We start from the raw sequence: 15,597 nt of genomic DNA on the forward strand, positions 1-15,597 counted from the left end.
CAGGTCCTTTTTTTATTTCACCACGGTCATTTCTGGCTCTTCTATTGGTTTCACACGTTCCTGAATTGGATGGGAAAAAGAGTGCTCTGACAAGACAATATGGGAGACGGTTTTTGTAAATCCAGATACTTCTTGAATAAAGGCTTCAATTTCTTCAAGAGAAGAAACTGACAGCTTAATGAAAAAACAAGACTGACCTGCCACTCGATAAGCAAAAAAGGCGCGTGGATGCTCATTCATAAAAGCCACAAAACGCTGATACTCCCCATTTAACACCGTAACTTCCAGCAGGCAGTCAATCAGAAGCCCTAATTTTTTATAATTGACTTGAACAGAATACCCTTCGATAATCCCTGCATCCTCTAATTTACGCACTCTTTCTGCTACCGCAGGTGCTGATAAATTCACTCGTTTGGACAATTCCCTCATGGATAAGCGGGCATCTTCTCTCAATTCATTTAAAATATGCACATCTACATCGGTGATTTTCATTCGTACCTCTCCTATCCAAAAATCGTTCCATTTGAAAAGTATTTTATGATAATACTTATGATATGAAATGTAAAATAAAACTAAATAATGGTAGAATTTATTTTAACGGAATTGAATGAAAAAGCAAGTATGGAGGGATCACTTGATGAAAGAATCTTTAGACAGCCAGGCTTCTAAAACATTTCCCATCACACTTGCCATCGCACTCACACTTGGCGTTTTTGCTGCGGGATCGGAAGAGCTGGTGATTTCACCACTGCTGCCTGATTTATCAAACTCCTTTCAGCACTCTCTTGATATTCTCGCTCTTTCCATCAGCATTTATGGGTTAGCTGTGCTGGTTGGAGCTCCGCTGCTCGTTCCTTTAGGGGACCGGTATTCAAGAGAGCTGTGTTTGATTATTGGGCTGTCTTTCTTTTTGATTGGAACAGTGATGTGTGCTGCTGCCCCAAATTTGGCCGTGTTTTTTGCAGGCCGTGCTATTTCTGGGCTGGCGACTGGTGTATTTGTGCCAACAGCCTATGCTCTTGTGGGCGACCGGGTTCCATACGAGTATCGCGGCAAAGTGATGGGACTCATTGTATCGAGCTGGTCTCTTTCTCTTGTCCTGGGTGTGCCCATTGGCGCCTTTATCGGTCAAAGTTTGAACTGGCGCTGGACATTTTGGATTTTCGCCATGATGAGTCTCGTTGTCTTGCTGCTCGTCATCCTTGAATCTCGAAAACAAGTCGCCACAGCTGATCCAAAGGCACCTCAAACTAGGGAGAAATCAGGCTCTTTATGGGGGGCTTTGAAAATCGACCGAGTCCCTGCCTATTTGACCGTGACATTTTGTAACATGCTTGGATTTTATGGCATGTACTCATTTTTAGGGGCTTACCTGCAAAGTCTGTTTTCCGGGGGGCAATCAACAGCTGGACTTCTGATCATGGCTTATGGTGTTGGCTTTTCCATGAGTATGTTTACTGGGAAATTAGCAGATTGGTTTGGCAAAACACGTTCACTTTTCTTTGTGCTGGGCGGCATTACGCTTGTTCTTGCCTTACTTCCTTATGCACCGTTCTCATGGACATTGCTCATTTTTGCTTTATTTATTTGGGGTGCCATGCAAAGTTTATCTGTCACGCTTTTGAGCACCGTCCTGAGCGACTGCTCCCAAACCCACCGAGGCAAAGTGATGGCTTTTTACAGCCTTGCTTCCAATCTTGCCGTAATGCTTGGATCAGCTCTGATGGGACCTGTTTATGTCCATTTCGGCTATCATACAGTAGGGCTTGTATGTGCACTCATTACGCTTGTTGGTTTTCTCATCAGCTTCGTCAGCTATAAACGTGAAAAAACCTTACAGCAGAAACATAAAAACACATTTGAAACGTGAGCTCATTTCACTGCACATCTCGATATGTGCAGTTTTTTAGATCAATTTTTAATATCATCATAAAATACATTTTTTATAAATTTTGTTGACAATTACCAATTTTATTTTTTATAATCTAGTAAAAATTTGAAAAAGATTGGATGGTAAGGTAAACATGATCTTAAAGAATGATGTTTTTCATTTCAAAGAAGAGCCCATCGTTTCACCTAAGATGTTTACAGTCAATACATTAGGCCCTAAGGGGACAAGCAGTGAATATGCAGCAAAACATTTCATCTCTCATTCCACCACTACACTCGGCACTCATACGAAACTATCCCTTTACGACACATTCGAAACTTGCATTGAACATACTCTCTCTAACGCACTCCAATACACTCTCGTTCCACACGCATACGAAGGAATTAAACACTTCTACATGAGACCTGACCTGCAGCTTTTACAAATATTCAGATGTGACACGCCCATGTATGGTTTGGCTGTCAGACCAGATTTCCCCTTTCAAGAACAAATGCTTCACCATTTAAAAATTGTTTCTCATCCTGCACCTGTGAATTTGATTCAATATTTTATTCATCAAAATGCTGAATTTGAGCTTGTCAATTCTACAAGTACAGCCGCACAAAAAGTCAGAGACGGCGAATTTGATTTCGCTTTAACCAATGAGGTGGCTAGAGCTACATACGGCCTCACCTTCATTCGAACATTTAAAAGCATTCCTATGAGCTGGTCTATATTCGGAAAAGGAGAGATGTAACATGACAACTGAACAAAAGGTGCAAGAATTATATTTTCCTCAAGCGAAAAAACGAGAATGGGATAATGGTGTCATCCAATATTCTACTGTCAGAGGCGATACGGAAGTGTTAATTTCATACGTCCCTCCTCACACGATCATCGAACCTCATGAGCATCCAGAAGCACAAATCGGCATCGTATTAAAAGGTGAGCTTCAAATGACGGTCGGCCAATCGACCCAATTGCTCACCCCATTAGAATCAGCCTATATTGCACCACCATTCGTTCCTCACGGCGCATCGAATCTGACAGATGAAGAAGTGATCGCCATTGATATTAAGAGATTGAAAGATGGCGAGGAATATACGGCTCCTCCTACTTATTTCTTAGATATTTTCAAAACGCGTGATTTACTTCCTGGCATGGAAGTGACCTTCTTTGTGGAGGACTGGATGGAGCTTATGATTGCCAACATTCCGGGAAATGGCGGGGAAATGCCTTTTCATAAGCATCGTAATGAACAAATCGGGATTTGCATTAGCGGTGGGTACGATATGACGATTGAAGGCTTTACAGAAAAGATGGAATTTGGCACGACCTACTTCTGTGATCCAAAAGAAGATCACGGCGCCATTAATCCAAAGCCAGAAGCATCAAAGTCTATTAATCTCTTCTTCCCTCCACGCTATAACCGCTTAAAGCCAAAAGCGTCTAAGGTGAAGAAATGAACATTGCCGGAAAAGTCGTCCTGATTACAGGAGGTGCGTCTGGGATTGGGCTTGCCGCCGTCAAGCTTTTCCTTGAGCACGGAGCAAAAGTAGCAGTGGCTGATATCAATGAAGATAGCGGTAAACAACTCATTGAATCATTGCCTCATGAACATGCTGCGTTTTTCAAAACAGATATTACGAATGAGTCTGACTGTCAAAAAACCGTTCAATCCGTGCTGAGCCAATTCGGGACAATTGATGTTTTGATTAACAATGCAGGCATCGAAATTGTCTCACCTATTCACGAGATGACACTGGAGGATTGGAACCACATTCTACAGGTCAACCTGACTGGTGTATTTCTTATGAGTAAGCATACATTGCCGCATATGCTTGAAAAGAAAAGCGGAAGTATTATTAATACTGGATCTGTCGGAGGTCTCGTTGGCTGGCCTGACATTCCTGCATACAACGCAACAAAGGGCGGTGTCATCCAGCTCACCAAATCGATGGCGATCGACTATGCCGCTCATCAAATCAGGGTGAATTGTATCGCACCAGGCATCATTGATACGCCATTAAATGAAAAATCCTTTTTAGACAATCATTCAGAAAGTCTTGAGGTTGTTAAAAAGGAAAAAGCAAAGGTGAATCCCTTGCTTCGTCTCGGAAAACCTGAAGAAATTGCGGGCGTGATGCTGTTTCTCGCCTCTGATCTATCCAGCTATATGACTGGAAGTGTTGTCACAGCAGATGGCGGATACACCGCTAGATAAAAAGGAGTGCTTTCATTGAGTAAAAAAACCGTACTTGTCATTGCTGACTTAGGAGGATGCCCGCCCCATATGTTTTATGAAAGCGTGGCGGCATCTTATCATATCGTTTCTTATATCCCTAGACCCTTTGCCATTACAAAGGGTCACGCTGAACTAATCGAAAAATACTCCATTGCCGTCATCAAAGATCGTGATTATTTTGAGACACACCCTTCTTTTGAACACCCTGATTCTATTTACTGGGCACATGATGATTATCTGAAATCAGAGGAAGAGGTGGTGGATGACCTAGTCCGTGTGGCTTCCTTTTTCAAAGCTGATGCCATCACCACCAATAATGAATTATTCATTGCACCAATGGCAAAAGCCGCTGAACGGCTGGGGCTGCGCGGCGCTGGGGTAAAAGCAGCTGAAATGGCACGTGATAAAAGCCAAATGAGAGCTGCATTCAACGCTGCTGGTGTCAAAGCGGTGAAAACTCAGCCTGTCACGACTTTAGCTGATTTCCAGCAAGCTATTGAACAGATCGGGACACCGCTTATTTTAAAGCCTACATATTTAGCAAGCTCCATTGGCGTGACCCTTTTTCACGACAGAGCCGGCAGTGATGATCTCTTTTTAAACGTACAATCCTACTTGCAAACGATTCCCGTCCCAAACGCTGTGACATATGAAGCACCATTTGTCGCTGAAACGTATTTAGAGGGTGCTTACGAGGATTGGTATCAGGAGGGTGGCTATTCTGATTATGTCAGTGTAGAAGGGTTAGTCGTGGAGGGAGAATATATCCCTTTTGTCATACATGACAAGACCCCTCAAATCGGTTTTACAGAAACGGCTCATATTACTCCCTCGATCCTAGACAATGAAGCCCAGCAAATCATTATTGAGGCAGCTAAGAAGGCAAATGAAGGGCTGGGCCTTGAAAACTGTGCGACCCATACAGAGATCAAGCTCATGAAAAATCGAGAAGCAGGACTGATCGAATCCGCAGCTAGATTTGCTGGCTGGAATATGATTCCGAATATCAAAAAAGTGTTTGGGGTGGATATGGCCAAGCTGCTGATCGATGTATTAGTCGATGGAAAAAAAGCGGAGCTGCCAAAAGAGCTGCTTTCTGGACATACGCATTATATAGCAGACTGCCATTTATACCCTCAGCATTTCAAAGTAAGCGGACACATACCGGCAGAGGCCACACACATCACCATTGATCATACCCATATTCCGCAGAATGCTTTAGTTGGAGATACTGTGATCGTCAGTGAATCTGTCCCGTCCAAAGGCACCTTTGTCGATCTATCTTTATTTGAAGCCTTTAACGGCATCGTGTCGCTTGAGTTAAAAGGGTCATCCTCACAGGATGTTGCAGCATCCATCCGCAACTTACAGAAACAAGCTGCCCTTCATTTAATGGATGAATTAGTCAAGGGATAGAAAGAGAGGGTAACGTGGTGGAGATCTTACCATCTAACATGATTAAACGGCTGCCAGAACAGAAATTTGGAACCGTATTTGAGAAAATTGCGCAAAAAGCACAAAACGGAGCGAACATCATAAACCTTGGTCAGGGAAATCCCGATCTTCCTACTCCTGCACATATCGTAAGCGCTCTTCAAGAGGCAGCAGGCACTTTGCAATTTCAGCAATATGCACCTTTTAGAGGCTTCGACTTTTTCAAGCAAGCCATTGCAGATTTCTACAAAAAGGAGTTCGGCCCTGAGATAGACCCACAGAAAGAGGTTGCTCTTTTCAATGGAGGGAAAACAGGCCTTTATGTCATGAGTCAGTGTCTGCTTGACCCTGGGGACGTTGCCCTCGTCCCCGATCCAGGCTACCCAGAATATCATTCTGGGATCTTGATGGCAGACGCAAAGCCCTACTGCATCAAACTTGAATCGAAAAATGGCTATTTGCCGAATCTCTCTTCAATTGATCCGGAGGTACTCAAAAAGGCAAAGGTTCTTTTCTTAAATTATCCGAATAACCCAACAGGTGCTGTGGCAAATGATGCATTTTTTGAAGAGGCTGCTGATTTTGCATCAGCTCACGGACTGCATGTCATTCATGATTTTGCCTATGGTTCATTTCATTATGAACAAAAACCCGTAAGCTTTCTAAACGCTCCTCTTGGGAAAAGCGTAGGAGTGGAATTATATTCTCTATCCAAAACATTTAATATAGCAGGATGGAGAGTCGCTTTTGCTATAGGTAATGAGGACATCATCCAAGCCATTAACGCCTTCCAAGATCATGTGTTTGTTAGTATGTATGGCGGATTTCAACAAGCTGCAACTGTCGCCTTGCAAAGTGATGACCGTCACATACAATCATTAAAAGAGGTCTACCTTGAACGAATTCACTTTTTCATCCGTCAGGCAGAAAAGCAGCTAGGATGGTCCATCGAACGTCCAGCTGGCGCCTTTTATTTATGGGCTCCAATCCCTGATGATTTTGAACATTCTCATGAATTTGCTGACTATTTACTCGAACATACTGATGTCGTTGTCACGCCGGGGGGTGTGTTTGGAGCACATGGAAGCCGTCATGTCCGCATCTCAATGGTTGCTCCAATTGAACAGCTTGCCCTGTTTATCGACCGGCTTCGCATCCTTCCAATTCGCTTTAATCAAAAAACCCGCATATAGCGGGTTTTTGATGTCATATACTTTTCATCGAACCACCATCGACGGATATTTGTTGTCCTGTAAGATAGGAGGCTTCCTCTGATGCGATAAAAGCGGCCAATGAAGCCATTTCACTCGCTGACCCCACTCTTTTCATTGGAATTCCTGACGCTACAGCCTGTACAGCTTCTTCCCGTGAAAATGCCTGTTTACGCATCATGTTTCCGATAAATTGTTCATACCGATCTGTAGCTATAAATCCCGGGTTTAAACAATTCACTGTGATCCCTGAAGGTGCAAGCTGTGTGGCAGCATTTTTACTAGCATTAATAATCGCTGCATTCATCATACTGTTCGTAAACATTTGGTCGCCAGGCTCCTTCCATAGGTTCCCGACAATTTGAATGATCCGGCCATATTCATGTCGTTTCATCATCGCTGCCGCACGCTTCATCGTATCAATGTACGCAATGGCTTTTTGAGAAAATACTGCCATCATCTGCTCGCTGTCACATGAATCAAAGGTATCCGGCTTCCCCCCTGGAATGTTATTAATCAACACATCCAGTCTGCCAAACTCTTTTTCTATTTTCGTAAAAGCCTCAGCCCTCACTCCTTCATCTGACATGTCCCCACAGAAAAGAGCCACCGGCTCCTTTGTTTCTGCCATACGCCCAATGTGCTGCTGCGCTTCTTCTAGTGAGGATTGATTTCTAGAATTGATGATGATCTTTACATTGTCTTGAGCGGCAAGCTTTACGGCGATGGCCTTTCCAATCCCTGTACTTGCTCCTGTTACAAACGCAATTCTTTTAGACAAACTCATCCACATCCCTTTTCTTATCAAATTAGTACATATACATAAAATGACACATATAGAATGTATTTCAACAAAAAAAGACCTTTCTCCTGCGAAAGGCCCCCCGTTCTCTATTTAAATGTCGTTTCCCAATTAAACCCGATCGTTTCGTCATTCCAGGCGATTCGCTTTTCATCTGGGTTTTTCGGGTCATACGATTCTGTTGTGAAATACACAATTTGCAGCGGCGTCTCACCTAGTACACGATAGCCATGCGCGACACCCTTTGGGATAAGAAGCAGCATCGGATTGTCTTCCCCCATATAATACACATCGGTTTGCCCCTTTGTGGGAGAGTCCTCACGCAAATCATATAACACGACCTGCGCATGACCTGCAGGGAAGAACCAAACGTCGTCTTGTTTTTCATGATAATGAAAGGCTTTGATCACGCCTGGAAAGCTTTTCGACCATGACGCCTGCCCAAAGCGTTTCAGCATCGGTTCATCATCTCGAATGAGCTCTGCAAAAAAGCCGCGGTCATCACAATGTTTCATAAGTCTTTTCGTTTGAACACCATCAATCATGCTGTTGCCATCTCCCTTCTTTCTGCAAATATTCGTAAAGTGCATCCTTCCAATGCCTCGGCTGCCAGCCTGTGGCTTCAATCGCTTGAAGGTCTAAGACAGAATAGGCTGGGCGAGGCGTTTGGAAGCCGTACTCTTCCGTGGAAATCGGCTCAATTGTGGCGGACAGTCCGCTTTTCATCACAATTTCTGACGCAAAATCAAACCAGGAACAGCTTTCTCGATTACTGACATGATACACGCCTGCCTTCTGATCAAACAAATGAATCAAGGCCTCAGCTGCATCCTTTGTATAAGTAGGAGACCCTATTTGATCGTTCACAATGCGCAAATGATCCTTCGTTTCAGCGAGCCGAAGAATGGTATTCACAAAGTTATGCCCCTCATGTCCATAAAGCCACGAGGTACGAATGATTTTCACTTCATCTGACACAAGCTGAATCAATTCCTCACCAAGCTTTTTACTCTTTCCATAAATGGTTTGAGGATCTGCTTGTGCATCGATTTGGTAAGGGGTGTCCGCCTGCCCGTCAAACACATAATCTGTACTGACATGTAACACATCAGCGCCTGCGCGCTTTGCTTCCAGGGCTGTATAGTAGGCGCCAATGCCATTCACAAGATACGCCTTTTCGGTTTCTGTTTCACATTGATCAACAGATGTATAGGCTGCTGCACTGACAACAATATCAGGCTGATAGTGTCTCATCGCATGTCTAACTGCCTGCTGGTCTGTGATATTGAGCATGTTCCTCGTTAAGGCAATGACGGTCATGTCTTTTTCTTTGAGCTGTCTGCTCAATTCTTTCCCTAATTGGCCGCCTGCACCGGTGATTAAAACTTTCATCCGTCACCCTTCTTCGCTCTGATCGTATTTGGTTCGATACCAATTGATCGTTTTTTCGATACCTTCTTCAAATGACGTCTCCTGCGTCCAGCCGAGCTCGCCTTTTAGCTTACTTGCATCAATGGCATACCGTCTGTCATGTCCTTTTCGGTCTTGAATAAACGCAATTTGATCATGACTGATTCCAAGCTGCGATAGAATCGTTTTGGTTAAATCAAGATTTGTTTTCTCATTGCCGCCGCCAATATTGTATACCTGCCCGGCTGTGCCTTTTTCGAGTACCTGCTTCACAGCTCTCGCATGGTCCTCTACATACAGCCAATCGCGAATTTGCTGGCCGTCTCCATAAATCGGGATTTTCTCTCCATTGACTGCTTTTCTAATAATGGTCGGTATTAATTTTTCCTCATGCTGATACGGTCCGTAATTGTTGCTGCATCGTGTAATCATCGCGGGTAATTGGTAAGTGTGGATAAAGGATTTTACAAGCAGGTCTGAACTCGCCTTGCTTGCTGAATAAGGATTGTTCGGTGAGAGTGGTGTTTGTTCTGTGAAAGCAGGATCATCTGGCTCCAAATCTCCATATACTTCATCTGTTGAAATATGAATGAGCTTTTTCGCCTTTCCATTTAAAACAGCTTCAAGCATACGATACGTTCCAAGGACATTTGTTTGAATAAAAGGCTCTGCCGATTCAATGCTGCGATCAACATGCGATTCTGCCGCAAAATGAATGATCGCATCATAGACTTCGTCAAATGCTTGATCTAGCTCATGCTGAAGGGTAATATCCCCTTGAATAAACCGAAAATGAGACAACTTTAATAATTCATCCATCTCGTCTGGATGACTGGCATATGTTAATTTATCAAAAACGGTGAGCCTGACATTTGTATCCTGAAGTAGCAGCTTCACAAAATTCAGTCCGATAAAACCCGCTCCGCCTGTAATTAAATAAGACTTCGTCATTCGGATCCCTCTTTTTTCTTCATCGTTTCAAACATTTTCGCAGATGCTTCGTGGAGAGATTCATGTGTTCCTGCATCAATCCACCACCCTTTTAACATATCATAGGTCAGCTGGCTATTTGAGATATAGAGATTGTTCACGTCTGTAATCTCTAATTCGCCTCGATCTGACGGCGAGATTCTCTCAATATATTGAAAGACTTCTTGATCATAAAAATAGATGCCCGTGACGCAGTAGGATGAGCGCGGATGCTCCGGCTTTTCCTCTATTGATAAAATCTGTTGACGGGCGGCATCAATTTCTGCAATGCCAAACCGCTTTGGATCTGCCACTTCTTTCAACAGAACCTTGGCTCCTCTATCTTGCTGCTGAAAAGCTTCAACAAAAGGGTTTAGCGAATCCTCAAATACATTATCACCAAGCATCAGCACAAACTTCTCCCCTTTGACAAAGGGCTTTGCATAGGATAAGCCGTCTGATATCCCAGACGCTTCAGGCTGTACCTGATATACGATGTTCATCCCCAATTCCTGATCGCTTTCAAGCAGTTTTTGAAACAACGGGATTTGTTCTTCTTGTGATATGACCATCACATCTAAAATCCCTGCTTCCTTCAATTTGAACAATGACCAATAAATCATTGGATATGGACCAACCGGCAATAAATGTTTATTGAAAATCTTCGTTAAAGGCGCCAGTCGTGATCCCTTTCCTCCTGCTAAAATAACTCCCTTCACATCTACACATCCTTATAGTCTTTTTGGTGATGATTCATGAGGTGTATAAGAATGTTTTTCACTCGTTCAATTCCTTTTCCATCAATAAGTGTCCGTCCATTAAGATGGATGCTCCTGCGGAGAAAGTAGCTGCTGGACAGTCTTTCCACAGCACACCGTATATCTTTTTCATCCACAAGTTCACCTAAGCCAAGATGGTGGCACGCTCCCTTTTGTGCAAAACGAGCGGCTGTCACTGCTTGATGGTCGACTTGTGAAAGGACAATACTGGGCACTCCGATACAAACTGCCTCGTATAATGTCATCCCGCCAGCAACTATTGCCAGATCAGCTTCCGAGAGACGCGCAGGTAATTGATCTGTATGACGAATGAATTGAATATGCTCAGCCTCTATTTGTTCTTCAATGCGGGAGGCTTTTCCTGTAACCGCTAAAATGTGTAAGTGGTCCGCTTCGAGGATTGCTGATACAGTCTTTAATAACAATCCACGCGGGTCACTGCCCCCAAGGCTGATGACCACCTTTTTGCATTCTTTTCGAACCTCATATGTGTCTTTTAATCGGCTTATCTCTTGATCTAACAATAAATAAGGTGTTCCATAAAAATATTCTGTCCCATCTACTTGCATGTACTTTTCGTCCAGACCGCCATAAATGCCGTTCACGACAGCATCGGCAAGCTGACAAGCTTCTGCTCTTTTTTCTTCGAATAAGACCAGCCTGGCAGAGCTGGAGGATGCTTTGACTAATTGAAGAAATTGGAGGTCACAATCAAGTACATCAATCAGCAGAAGATCTGGATTCAGCTCTTTTATGTCCTGCTCCATCTGAAGGAATGCCTTCGACTCCTGCACCAAATGAACGTGCCAATCTGGACCTGAGAGCATTTCTACACAGATCTGTTCATTTGTATAGAAAGATATGTCGTTTCCTTCTTGAAGCAGTTGATTTGCCAGCCGTTTCATTCTGACGACATGACCCATCCCTCTTAAAAACCCACCATACACAACAATCATGATTTTCTTGTTCATTCAGCATCCTTCTGTTTCACAAATTGATTCAGCCGAACAATATCAGGGTCTTGTTCGCAAATGGTGATGAGTTCAGCCGTAGGCACAGCAATGGAGCCGCCAGCTTTCTCTAGTAAACGGGTCGCAAACACATAATCTTCTTCTGTATCAATCGTGAATCGATAAGCAGGATATGCAAGTTCTTTGGGCGGTGTGAATAATTGCAGGTGAAATTGCTCAGGATGCTTTCTGATATAGAGCGTGACATGCTCACGCTCTGGCTGCGTAAGGGGAAAATTGTCGATTTCACTTAAAATCTGTGCGTCGATCATTTCCCCGGAAATACCGAGTGGCGTTCCAGCCGTATACGTGTAATCAGCCTTCTCTTGTCTATGTTTTTCAAGCATTTTCGACAAAAGGACTGGATCTATAAATGGGTTATCTCCTGTTAAACGCACAATGGTTTGTGGTTCAAAATGACGGACAATCTGCGCAAATCGCTGCAGTACATCCGCCTCACTGCCACGAAATACTTTATAGCCCTTTGATAAACAATAATGAGCCAGCAGATCATCTTCTGCCTCAACTGTTGTGGCGATCATGAGGTTCTGCGATTTGTGATTGTAATGATCTGATTGCTTTACTCGTTCAACAATCAGGTCGATCAGCGCCATACCGCCGATCGGTTTCATTACCTTTTTTGGCAGCCTTGTTGAGCCCATTCTCGCCTGTATGACAAAAAGGACATCATTGATCATTTGGCGTCTCCTGCATGAGTACATCTTTCCACGAAACCCCTGTATGGGCTGGGATATCTCTGACAGCCTTTGTGCCAAGTAAAACCGCCATATACCTTGGATGCAGACCTTGGCTTTTTTGTCCTGGACGTAACACGGCTAGATTTTCTGCGGTCAATGTCTCGCCTTTCGCAATGCCTTTTGTCGTAAAAATGCCTCGATACGCAAATTCACGAATCTTGCCTTCAATAGCTGTTGTCGTTTTATAAGAACTGCCAAGGAGCTCTTCTGGCACTGAATGAGTGTCAGCTTCTGTTAGATTCCGCTGCTTTTCTGCCGCTCGAATATGCTGAACCATTTCCTTCAATTCTTCAGGATCAAGAGCAAAGGAATGATCAGCCCCATGTAACGTTTTATCGACTGTAAAGTGCTTTTCAATGATTGCTGCCCCAAGCTTCACAGCGGCCACAGGCGCTTCAGTTGGATGCTCACTATGATCAGAAAAGCCAATGACTGCCTCGGGAAATGCAGCAGCTAAGGTTTGAAGCACGCGGAGATTCGTGTAAGCTCTAGGTGCTGGATACTTTGCTACGCAATGCATGATAGCGACCTGCTGATTGTGCTCGCTTGTAATCGCCTCATATGCTTCATGGACATCCGAAATGGTTGCCCCGGCTGTTGAGAATATGATGGGCTTTTGAAAAGATGCCGTGTGACGCATAAGAGGCAAATGATTGATTTCATAGGATGCCAGCTTGAAAGCCGGCGGATCGGTTTGATTCAATAGATCCGCAGATTCTTCGTCACACACTGTGCTTAAAAATATCAGCCCTTTTTCCGCGCAACGTGACAATAACACCGGGAGCCATTCTGGCGGCAGCTCCATTTGTTCCACTAAAGAAAAAATAGACACCTCTTCCCCTTTGGCTGTTTCGTACAAACCCGGTTCCTTTTGATACATCCGATCAGCTTGAAACATTTGAAACTTCACCGCATCGGCACCTGCTTCCTTTGCCACATCAATTAAAGCAAGCGCCTGATCCAGCTTTCCATCATGGTTAATGCCCGCCTCTGCAATGATAAAGACAGGCGCGCCATCCCCTACTTTGCGATCTCCGATATAGAAATGCGCCATCTTACCTCTCTCCTTTTTTCGGCCACACATGGTAATACAAGAAGGCATTTTTTGTTCTAAAGCCCAGCTTTTCGTACAGCTGAATCGCGGTTGTGTTATGCATCTGAGTTCCGGCAGACATAAACCGATGCCCGCTCTCATGAGAGGCGTTAATCATCGCCATCACGAGCTTTTTCCCGATCCCTTTTCCTTGTGCATCCGCTCTAATGGACAATAAATCAAGTACCAGTTCATCGTCCTTTGTCACCCCTTGAATCAAACCAATGACTTCATCATTCACCTTTGCTGCGAGATTGATATCTGCACGTCCGAGTAAATTGTTTCTCATCCATTCCTGAAAGAAATGCTGGACGGCATTCTGATCTAAAAAAGGATCAAGTGCATACCGGCTTTTCACAAACGCCTGATGAGCAAGTGACACCGCCTCATCGTAATCCTTTTCATCCGGCAGACTGATGACCACATCTTCACCTGTAGATGGCATCTCCATTTGAACAGGCGGCGCCTCAAGGCGAGTGAGACCGCCCACATAGTACACATGTGACAGCCTTTGGACGATGCGGTTTTTTTCAAGATCAGACGCTTCAAGACGTAAAAAGAAAAAATCGCATTTTTCTGTTCTCATCCAATTGATGAAACGCTCCATCAATTCTTGAAAAGCAGACGCTGACTCCGCTTCGACAAACTTCACATGAAAAATATGCTGATGAAAAATGCCGCTTTCCCATTTTGACCATTCATATAACAGGACTGCCTTTAGCTGTGCGCCATTAACAAGAGCAAACTGCTTGAAGCCGTTCATTTGTTCCGCTTGTTGACCGTATTTCTCCAGCCAAGAAGCCAGCACCTGATCATCTACAGCATGAACGACCTTCATGATAATGCCTTCTGTTCTTTTAAAATAGACAACACCGCTGTGATAACATCCTGCACATCTTCATCTGTCATACTTGGATAGAGCGGCAGTGAGAGCGTCTGCTTGTAGTATGCAAGTGACTCAGGAAAATCCTCCGGTGAATAGTGATATGTTTCTTGATAGTATGGATGCAAGTGAACAGGGATAAAGTGAACACTCGTGCCGATTTTATATTCCTTTTGCAGCTGATCAATCAGTTCATCACGCGTGATAAATGCTTCTTTTGGATTCACTTGCAGTACATACAAATGCCATGCATGTCTTCCTTCTTGATGCACAGGCGGCAGGATCAGACCCGCTTCTTTTTGAAAAGCCTGATTGTATGCTTTTGCAATCTGTTCTCTCCGCGCCTGCATGTCATCTAGTCGGCTTAGTTGAACAAGCCCTATCGATGCCTGCACGTCAAACATGTTCATTTTATAGCCTGGTTCCTCGACCTCGTAATACCACGTTCCTTTTTCTCCATAACGATTCCACGCTCCCTTGCTCATCCCATGGAGCGCTAGTCTTCTAATCCGAGCCGCAAGCGCATCATCATTTGTTGTCAGCATGCCGCCTTCACCAGTCGCTAGGTTTTTCGTTGCATAAAAGCTAAAAGCGGTCGCATCACCAATGGATCCAACGGGCTGACCGTGGTACGTTGTGTAAAGAGCGTGGGCAGCATCTTCAAGTACAAATAGATCATACTTTTTGGCAATGGCTAAAATCCGGTCCATATCGCACGATTGACCGGCAAAGTGAACAGGAACAATTGCTTTTGTGTGTGGTGTAATCGCCGCTTCTAGTTTCTCTGCATCAAGGTTGAGTGTCGCTGGATCAATATCGACAAATACAGGCGCTGCTCCCGTATGGATAATCGTATTGGCTGTTGCGCAGAATGTCAGAGGGGTTGTAATCACCTCATCCCCAGCCCTAATCCCTCTTGCCTTTAACGCTAAAAATAAAGCAGCCGTACATGAATTGACAGCGATCGCATGTTTTGCACCTGTCAGCTGCTGAAATTCCTCTTCAAACTGTCTTACTTTTGGTCCAGTTGACAGCCAGCCGGACTTTAATGTTCCAATGACTTCATCAATTTCTTCCTGCTGAATGAAAGGCAGAGCATAAGGAAGAAATTGTGCTCTCTTTTTTCCCATATC

At 44.0% G+C, this 15,597-nt stretch carries 17 protein-coding genes; 6 read left to right on the plus strand and 11 right to left on the minus strand.

Features of this window, described 5'->3' with window-relative positions; all coding sequences use genetic code 11:
- Nucleotides 1–12: 12 nt before the first annotated feature.
- The gene (locus NSS65_RS17935; RefSeq protein ID WP_034281269.1) at nt 13–492 is read right to left on the minus strand and encodes an Lrp/AsnC family transcriptional regulator; all 480 of its coding nucleotides are present in this window, start codon (nt 490–492) and stop codon (nt 13–15) included.
- Between the two features lie 145 nt (nt 493–637).
- Here NSS65_RS17935 and NSS65_RS17940 point away from each other — a divergent pair, with 145 nt between their 5' ends.
- The 6 genes from NSS65_RS17940 (at nt 638) to NSS65_RS17965 (ending at nt 6,742) form a co-directional block, all read left to right on the plus strand.
- The gene (locus NSS65_RS17940) at nt 638–1,870 is read left to right on the plus strand and encodes an MFS transporter (RefSeq protein WP_214755342.1); all 1,233 of its coding nucleotides are present in this window, start codon (nt 638–640) and stop codon (nt 1,868–1,870) included.
- 154 nt (nt 1,871–2,024) lie between these two features.
- Nucleotides 2,025–2,627, plus strand: a complete 603-nt coding sequence (locus tag NSS65_RS17945; RefSeq protein WP_024423797.1) for a bacilysin biosynthesis protein BacA — start codon at nt 2,025–2,027, stop codon at nt 2,625–2,627.
- 1 nt (nt 2,628) lies between these two features.
- Nucleotides 2,629–3,336, plus strand: a complete 708-nt coding sequence (locus tag NSS65_RS17950) for a cupin domain-containing protein (protein ID WP_034281271.1) — start codon at nt 2,629–2,631, stop codon at nt 3,334–3,336.
- Nucleotides 3,333–4,094, plus strand: a complete 762-nt coding sequence (locus NSS65_RS17955; protein WP_034281272.1) for a glucose 1-dehydrogenase — start codon at nt 3,333–3,335, stop codon at nt 4,092–4,094. The genes NSS65_RS17950 and NSS65_RS17955 overlap by 4 nt, the downstream gene beginning before the upstream one ends.
- A 15-nt stretch (nt 4,095–4,109) precedes the next feature.
- Nucleotides 4,110–5,531 carry an ATP-grasp domain-containing protein gene (locus tag NSS65_RS17960; protein WP_326135233.1) on the plus strand — a complete coding sequence of 474 codons (1,422 nt, stop codon included), beginning with the start codon at nt 4,110–4,112 and terminating at the stop codon, nt 5,529–5,531.
- 17 nt (nt 5,532–5,548) lie between these two features.
- Nucleotides 5,549–6,742 carry an aminotransferase class I/II-fold pyridoxal phosphate-dependent enzyme gene (locus NSS65_RS17965; RefSeq protein WP_326135232.1) on the plus strand — a complete coding sequence of 398 codons (1,194 nt, stop codon included), beginning with the start codon at nt 5,549–5,551 and terminating at the stop codon, nt 6,740–6,742.
- A 13-nt stretch (nt 6,743–6,755) separates the two neighbouring features.
- Here NSS65_RS17965 and NSS65_RS17970 read toward each other — a convergent pair whose 3' ends face one another.
- The 10 genes from NSS65_RS17970 to NSS65_RS18015 all read right to left on the minus strand — a co-directional run bounded on the left by NSS65_RS17970 (nt 6,756) and on the right by NSS65_RS18015 (nt 15,594).
- On the minus strand, nt 6,756–7,547 hold the full coding sequence (locus NSS65_RS17970; RefSeq protein WP_326135231.1) for an SDR family oxidoreductase: 792 nt from the start codon (nt 7,545–7,547) through the stop codon (nt 6,756–6,758).
- Nucleotides 7,548–7,651: 104 nt separating this feature from the next.
- Nucleotides 7,652–8,107, minus strand: a complete 456-nt coding sequence (locus tag NSS65_RS17975) for a dTDP-4-dehydrorhamnose 3,5-epimerase family protein (protein ID WP_034660371.1) — start codon at nt 8,105–8,107, stop codon at nt 7,652–7,654.
- A complete protein-coding gene (gene rfbD / locus NSS65_RS17980) occupies nt 8,100–8,954 on the minus strand; it encodes a dTDP-4-dehydrorhamnose reductase (protein ID WP_034281275.1) in 855 nt (284 codons plus the stop codon). The genes NSS65_RS17975 and rfbD overlap by 8 nt, the downstream gene beginning before the upstream one ends.
- 3 nt (nt 8,955–8,957) lie before the next feature.
- Nucleotides 8,958–9,923, minus strand: coding sequence for a dTDP-glucose 4,6-dehydratase (gene rfbB, locus NSS65_RS17985; RefSeq protein WP_211043659.1), 966 nt, complete (start codon nt 9,921–9,923; stop codon nt 8,958–8,960).
- Nucleotides 9,920–10,660, minus strand: coding sequence for a sugar phosphate nucleotidyltransferase (locus tag NSS65_RS17990; RefSeq protein WP_041115453.1), 741 nt, complete (start codon nt 10,658–10,660; stop codon nt 9,920–9,922). The genes rfbB and NSS65_RS17990 overlap by 4 nt, the downstream gene beginning before the upstream one ends.
- Before the next feature lie 2 nt (nt 10,661–10,662).
- Complete coding sequence (locus tag NSS65_RS17995) at nt 10,663–11,691, minus strand: glycosyltransferase (protein WP_041115450.1); 1,029 nt, start codon at nt 11,689–11,691, stop codon at nt 10,663–10,665.
- Complete coding sequence (locus NSS65_RS18000; RefSeq protein ID WP_041115448.1) at nt 11,688–12,428, minus strand: glycosyltransferase family protein; 741 nt, start codon at nt 12,426–12,428, stop codon at nt 11,688–11,690. The genes NSS65_RS17995 and NSS65_RS18000 overlap by 4 nt, the downstream gene beginning before the upstream one ends.
- Complete coding sequence (locus NSS65_RS18005) at nt 12,418–13,542, minus strand: N-acetylneuraminate synthase family protein (RefSeq protein ID WP_326135230.1); 1,125 nt, start codon at nt 13,540–13,542, stop codon at nt 12,418–12,420. The genes NSS65_RS18000 and NSS65_RS18005 overlap by 11 nt, the downstream gene beginning before the upstream one ends.
- A 1-nt stretch (nt 13,543) precedes the next feature.
- Entirely contained in the window at nt 13,544–14,419 is an 876-nt protein-coding gene (locus NSS65_RS18010) for a GNAT family N-acetyltransferase (RefSeq protein ID WP_070326147.1), read from the minus strand.
- On the minus strand, nt 14,416–15,594 hold the full coding sequence (locus NSS65_RS18015; protein ID WP_041115442.1) for a DegT/DnrJ/EryC1/StrS family aminotransferase: 1,179 nt from the start codon (nt 15,592–15,594) through the stop codon (nt 14,416–14,418). The genes NSS65_RS18010 and NSS65_RS18015 overlap by 4 nt, the downstream gene beginning before the upstream one ends.
- Between the last annotated feature and the right edge of the window lie 3 nt (nt 15,595–15,597).

The sequence above is a fragment of the Bacillus sp. FSL K6-1006 genome, assembly GCF_038593175.1.
In the GTDB taxonomy this organism is placed as follows: domain Bacteria; phylum Bacillota; class Bacilli; order Bacillales; family Bacillaceae; genus Bacillus; species Bacillus safensis.

What these genes read in the sequence shown, in the direction of transcription:
- NSS65_RS18010 (WP_070326147.1), bottom strand. Translation starts at nt 14,419, where the DNA reads ATGAAGGTCGTTCATGCTGTAGATGATCAGGTGCTGGCTTCTTGGCTG.
- NSS65_RS18015 (WP_041115442.1), bottom strand. Translation starts at nt 15,594, where the DNA reads ATGGGAAAAAAGAGAGCACAATTTCTTCCTTATGCTCTGCCTTTCATT.
- rfbB (WP_211043659.1), bottom strand. Translation starts at nt 9,923, where the DNA reads ATGACGAAGTCTTATTTAATTACAGGCGGAGCGGGTTTTATCGGACTG.
- NSS65_RS18000 (WP_041115448.1), bottom strand. Translation starts at nt 12,428, where the DNA reads ATGATCAATGATGTCCTTTTTGTCATACAGGCGAGAATGGGCTCAACA.
- NSS65_RS17995 (WP_041115450.1), bottom strand. Translation starts at nt 11,691, where the DNA reads ATGAACAAGAAAATCATGATTGTTGTGTATGGTGGGTTTTTAAGAGGG.
- NSS65_RS17950 (WP_034281271.1), top strand. Translation starts at nt 2,629, where the DNA reads ATGACAACTGAACAAAAGGTGCAAGAATTATATTTTCCTCAAGCGAAA.
- rfbD (WP_034281275.1), bottom strand. Translation starts at nt 8,954, where the DNA reads ATGAAAGTTTTAATCACCGGTGCAGGCGGCCAATTAGGGAAAGAATTG.
- NSS65_RS17975 (WP_034660371.1), bottom strand. Translation starts at nt 8,107, where the DNA reads ATGATTGATGGTGTTCAAACGAAAAGACTTATGAAACATTGTGATGAC.
- NSS65_RS17955 (WP_034281272.1), top strand. Translation starts at nt 3,333, where the DNA reads ATGAACATTGCCGGAAAAGTCGTCCTGATTACAGGAGGTGCGTCTGGG.
- NSS65_RS17940 (WP_214755342.1), top strand. Translation starts at nt 638, where the DNA reads ATGAAAGAATCTTTAGACAGCCAGGCTTCTAAAACATTTCCCATCACA.
- NSS65_RS17945 (WP_024423797.1), top strand. Translation starts at nt 2,025, where the DNA reads ATGATCTTAAAGAATGATGTTTTTCATTTCAAAGAAGAGCCCATCGTT.
- NSS65_RS17935 (WP_034281269.1), bottom strand. Translation starts at nt 492, where the DNA reads ATGAAAATCACCGATGTAGATGTGCATATTTTAAATGAATTGAGAGAA.
- NSS65_RS17970 (WP_326135231.1), bottom strand. Translation starts at nt 7,547, where the DNA reads ATGAGTTTGTCTAAAAGAATTGCGTTTGTAACAGGAGCAAGTACAGGG.
- NSS65_RS18005 (WP_326135230.1), bottom strand. Translation starts at nt 13,542, where the DNA reads ATGGCGCATTTCTATATCGGAGATCGCAAAGTAGGGGATGGCGCGCCT.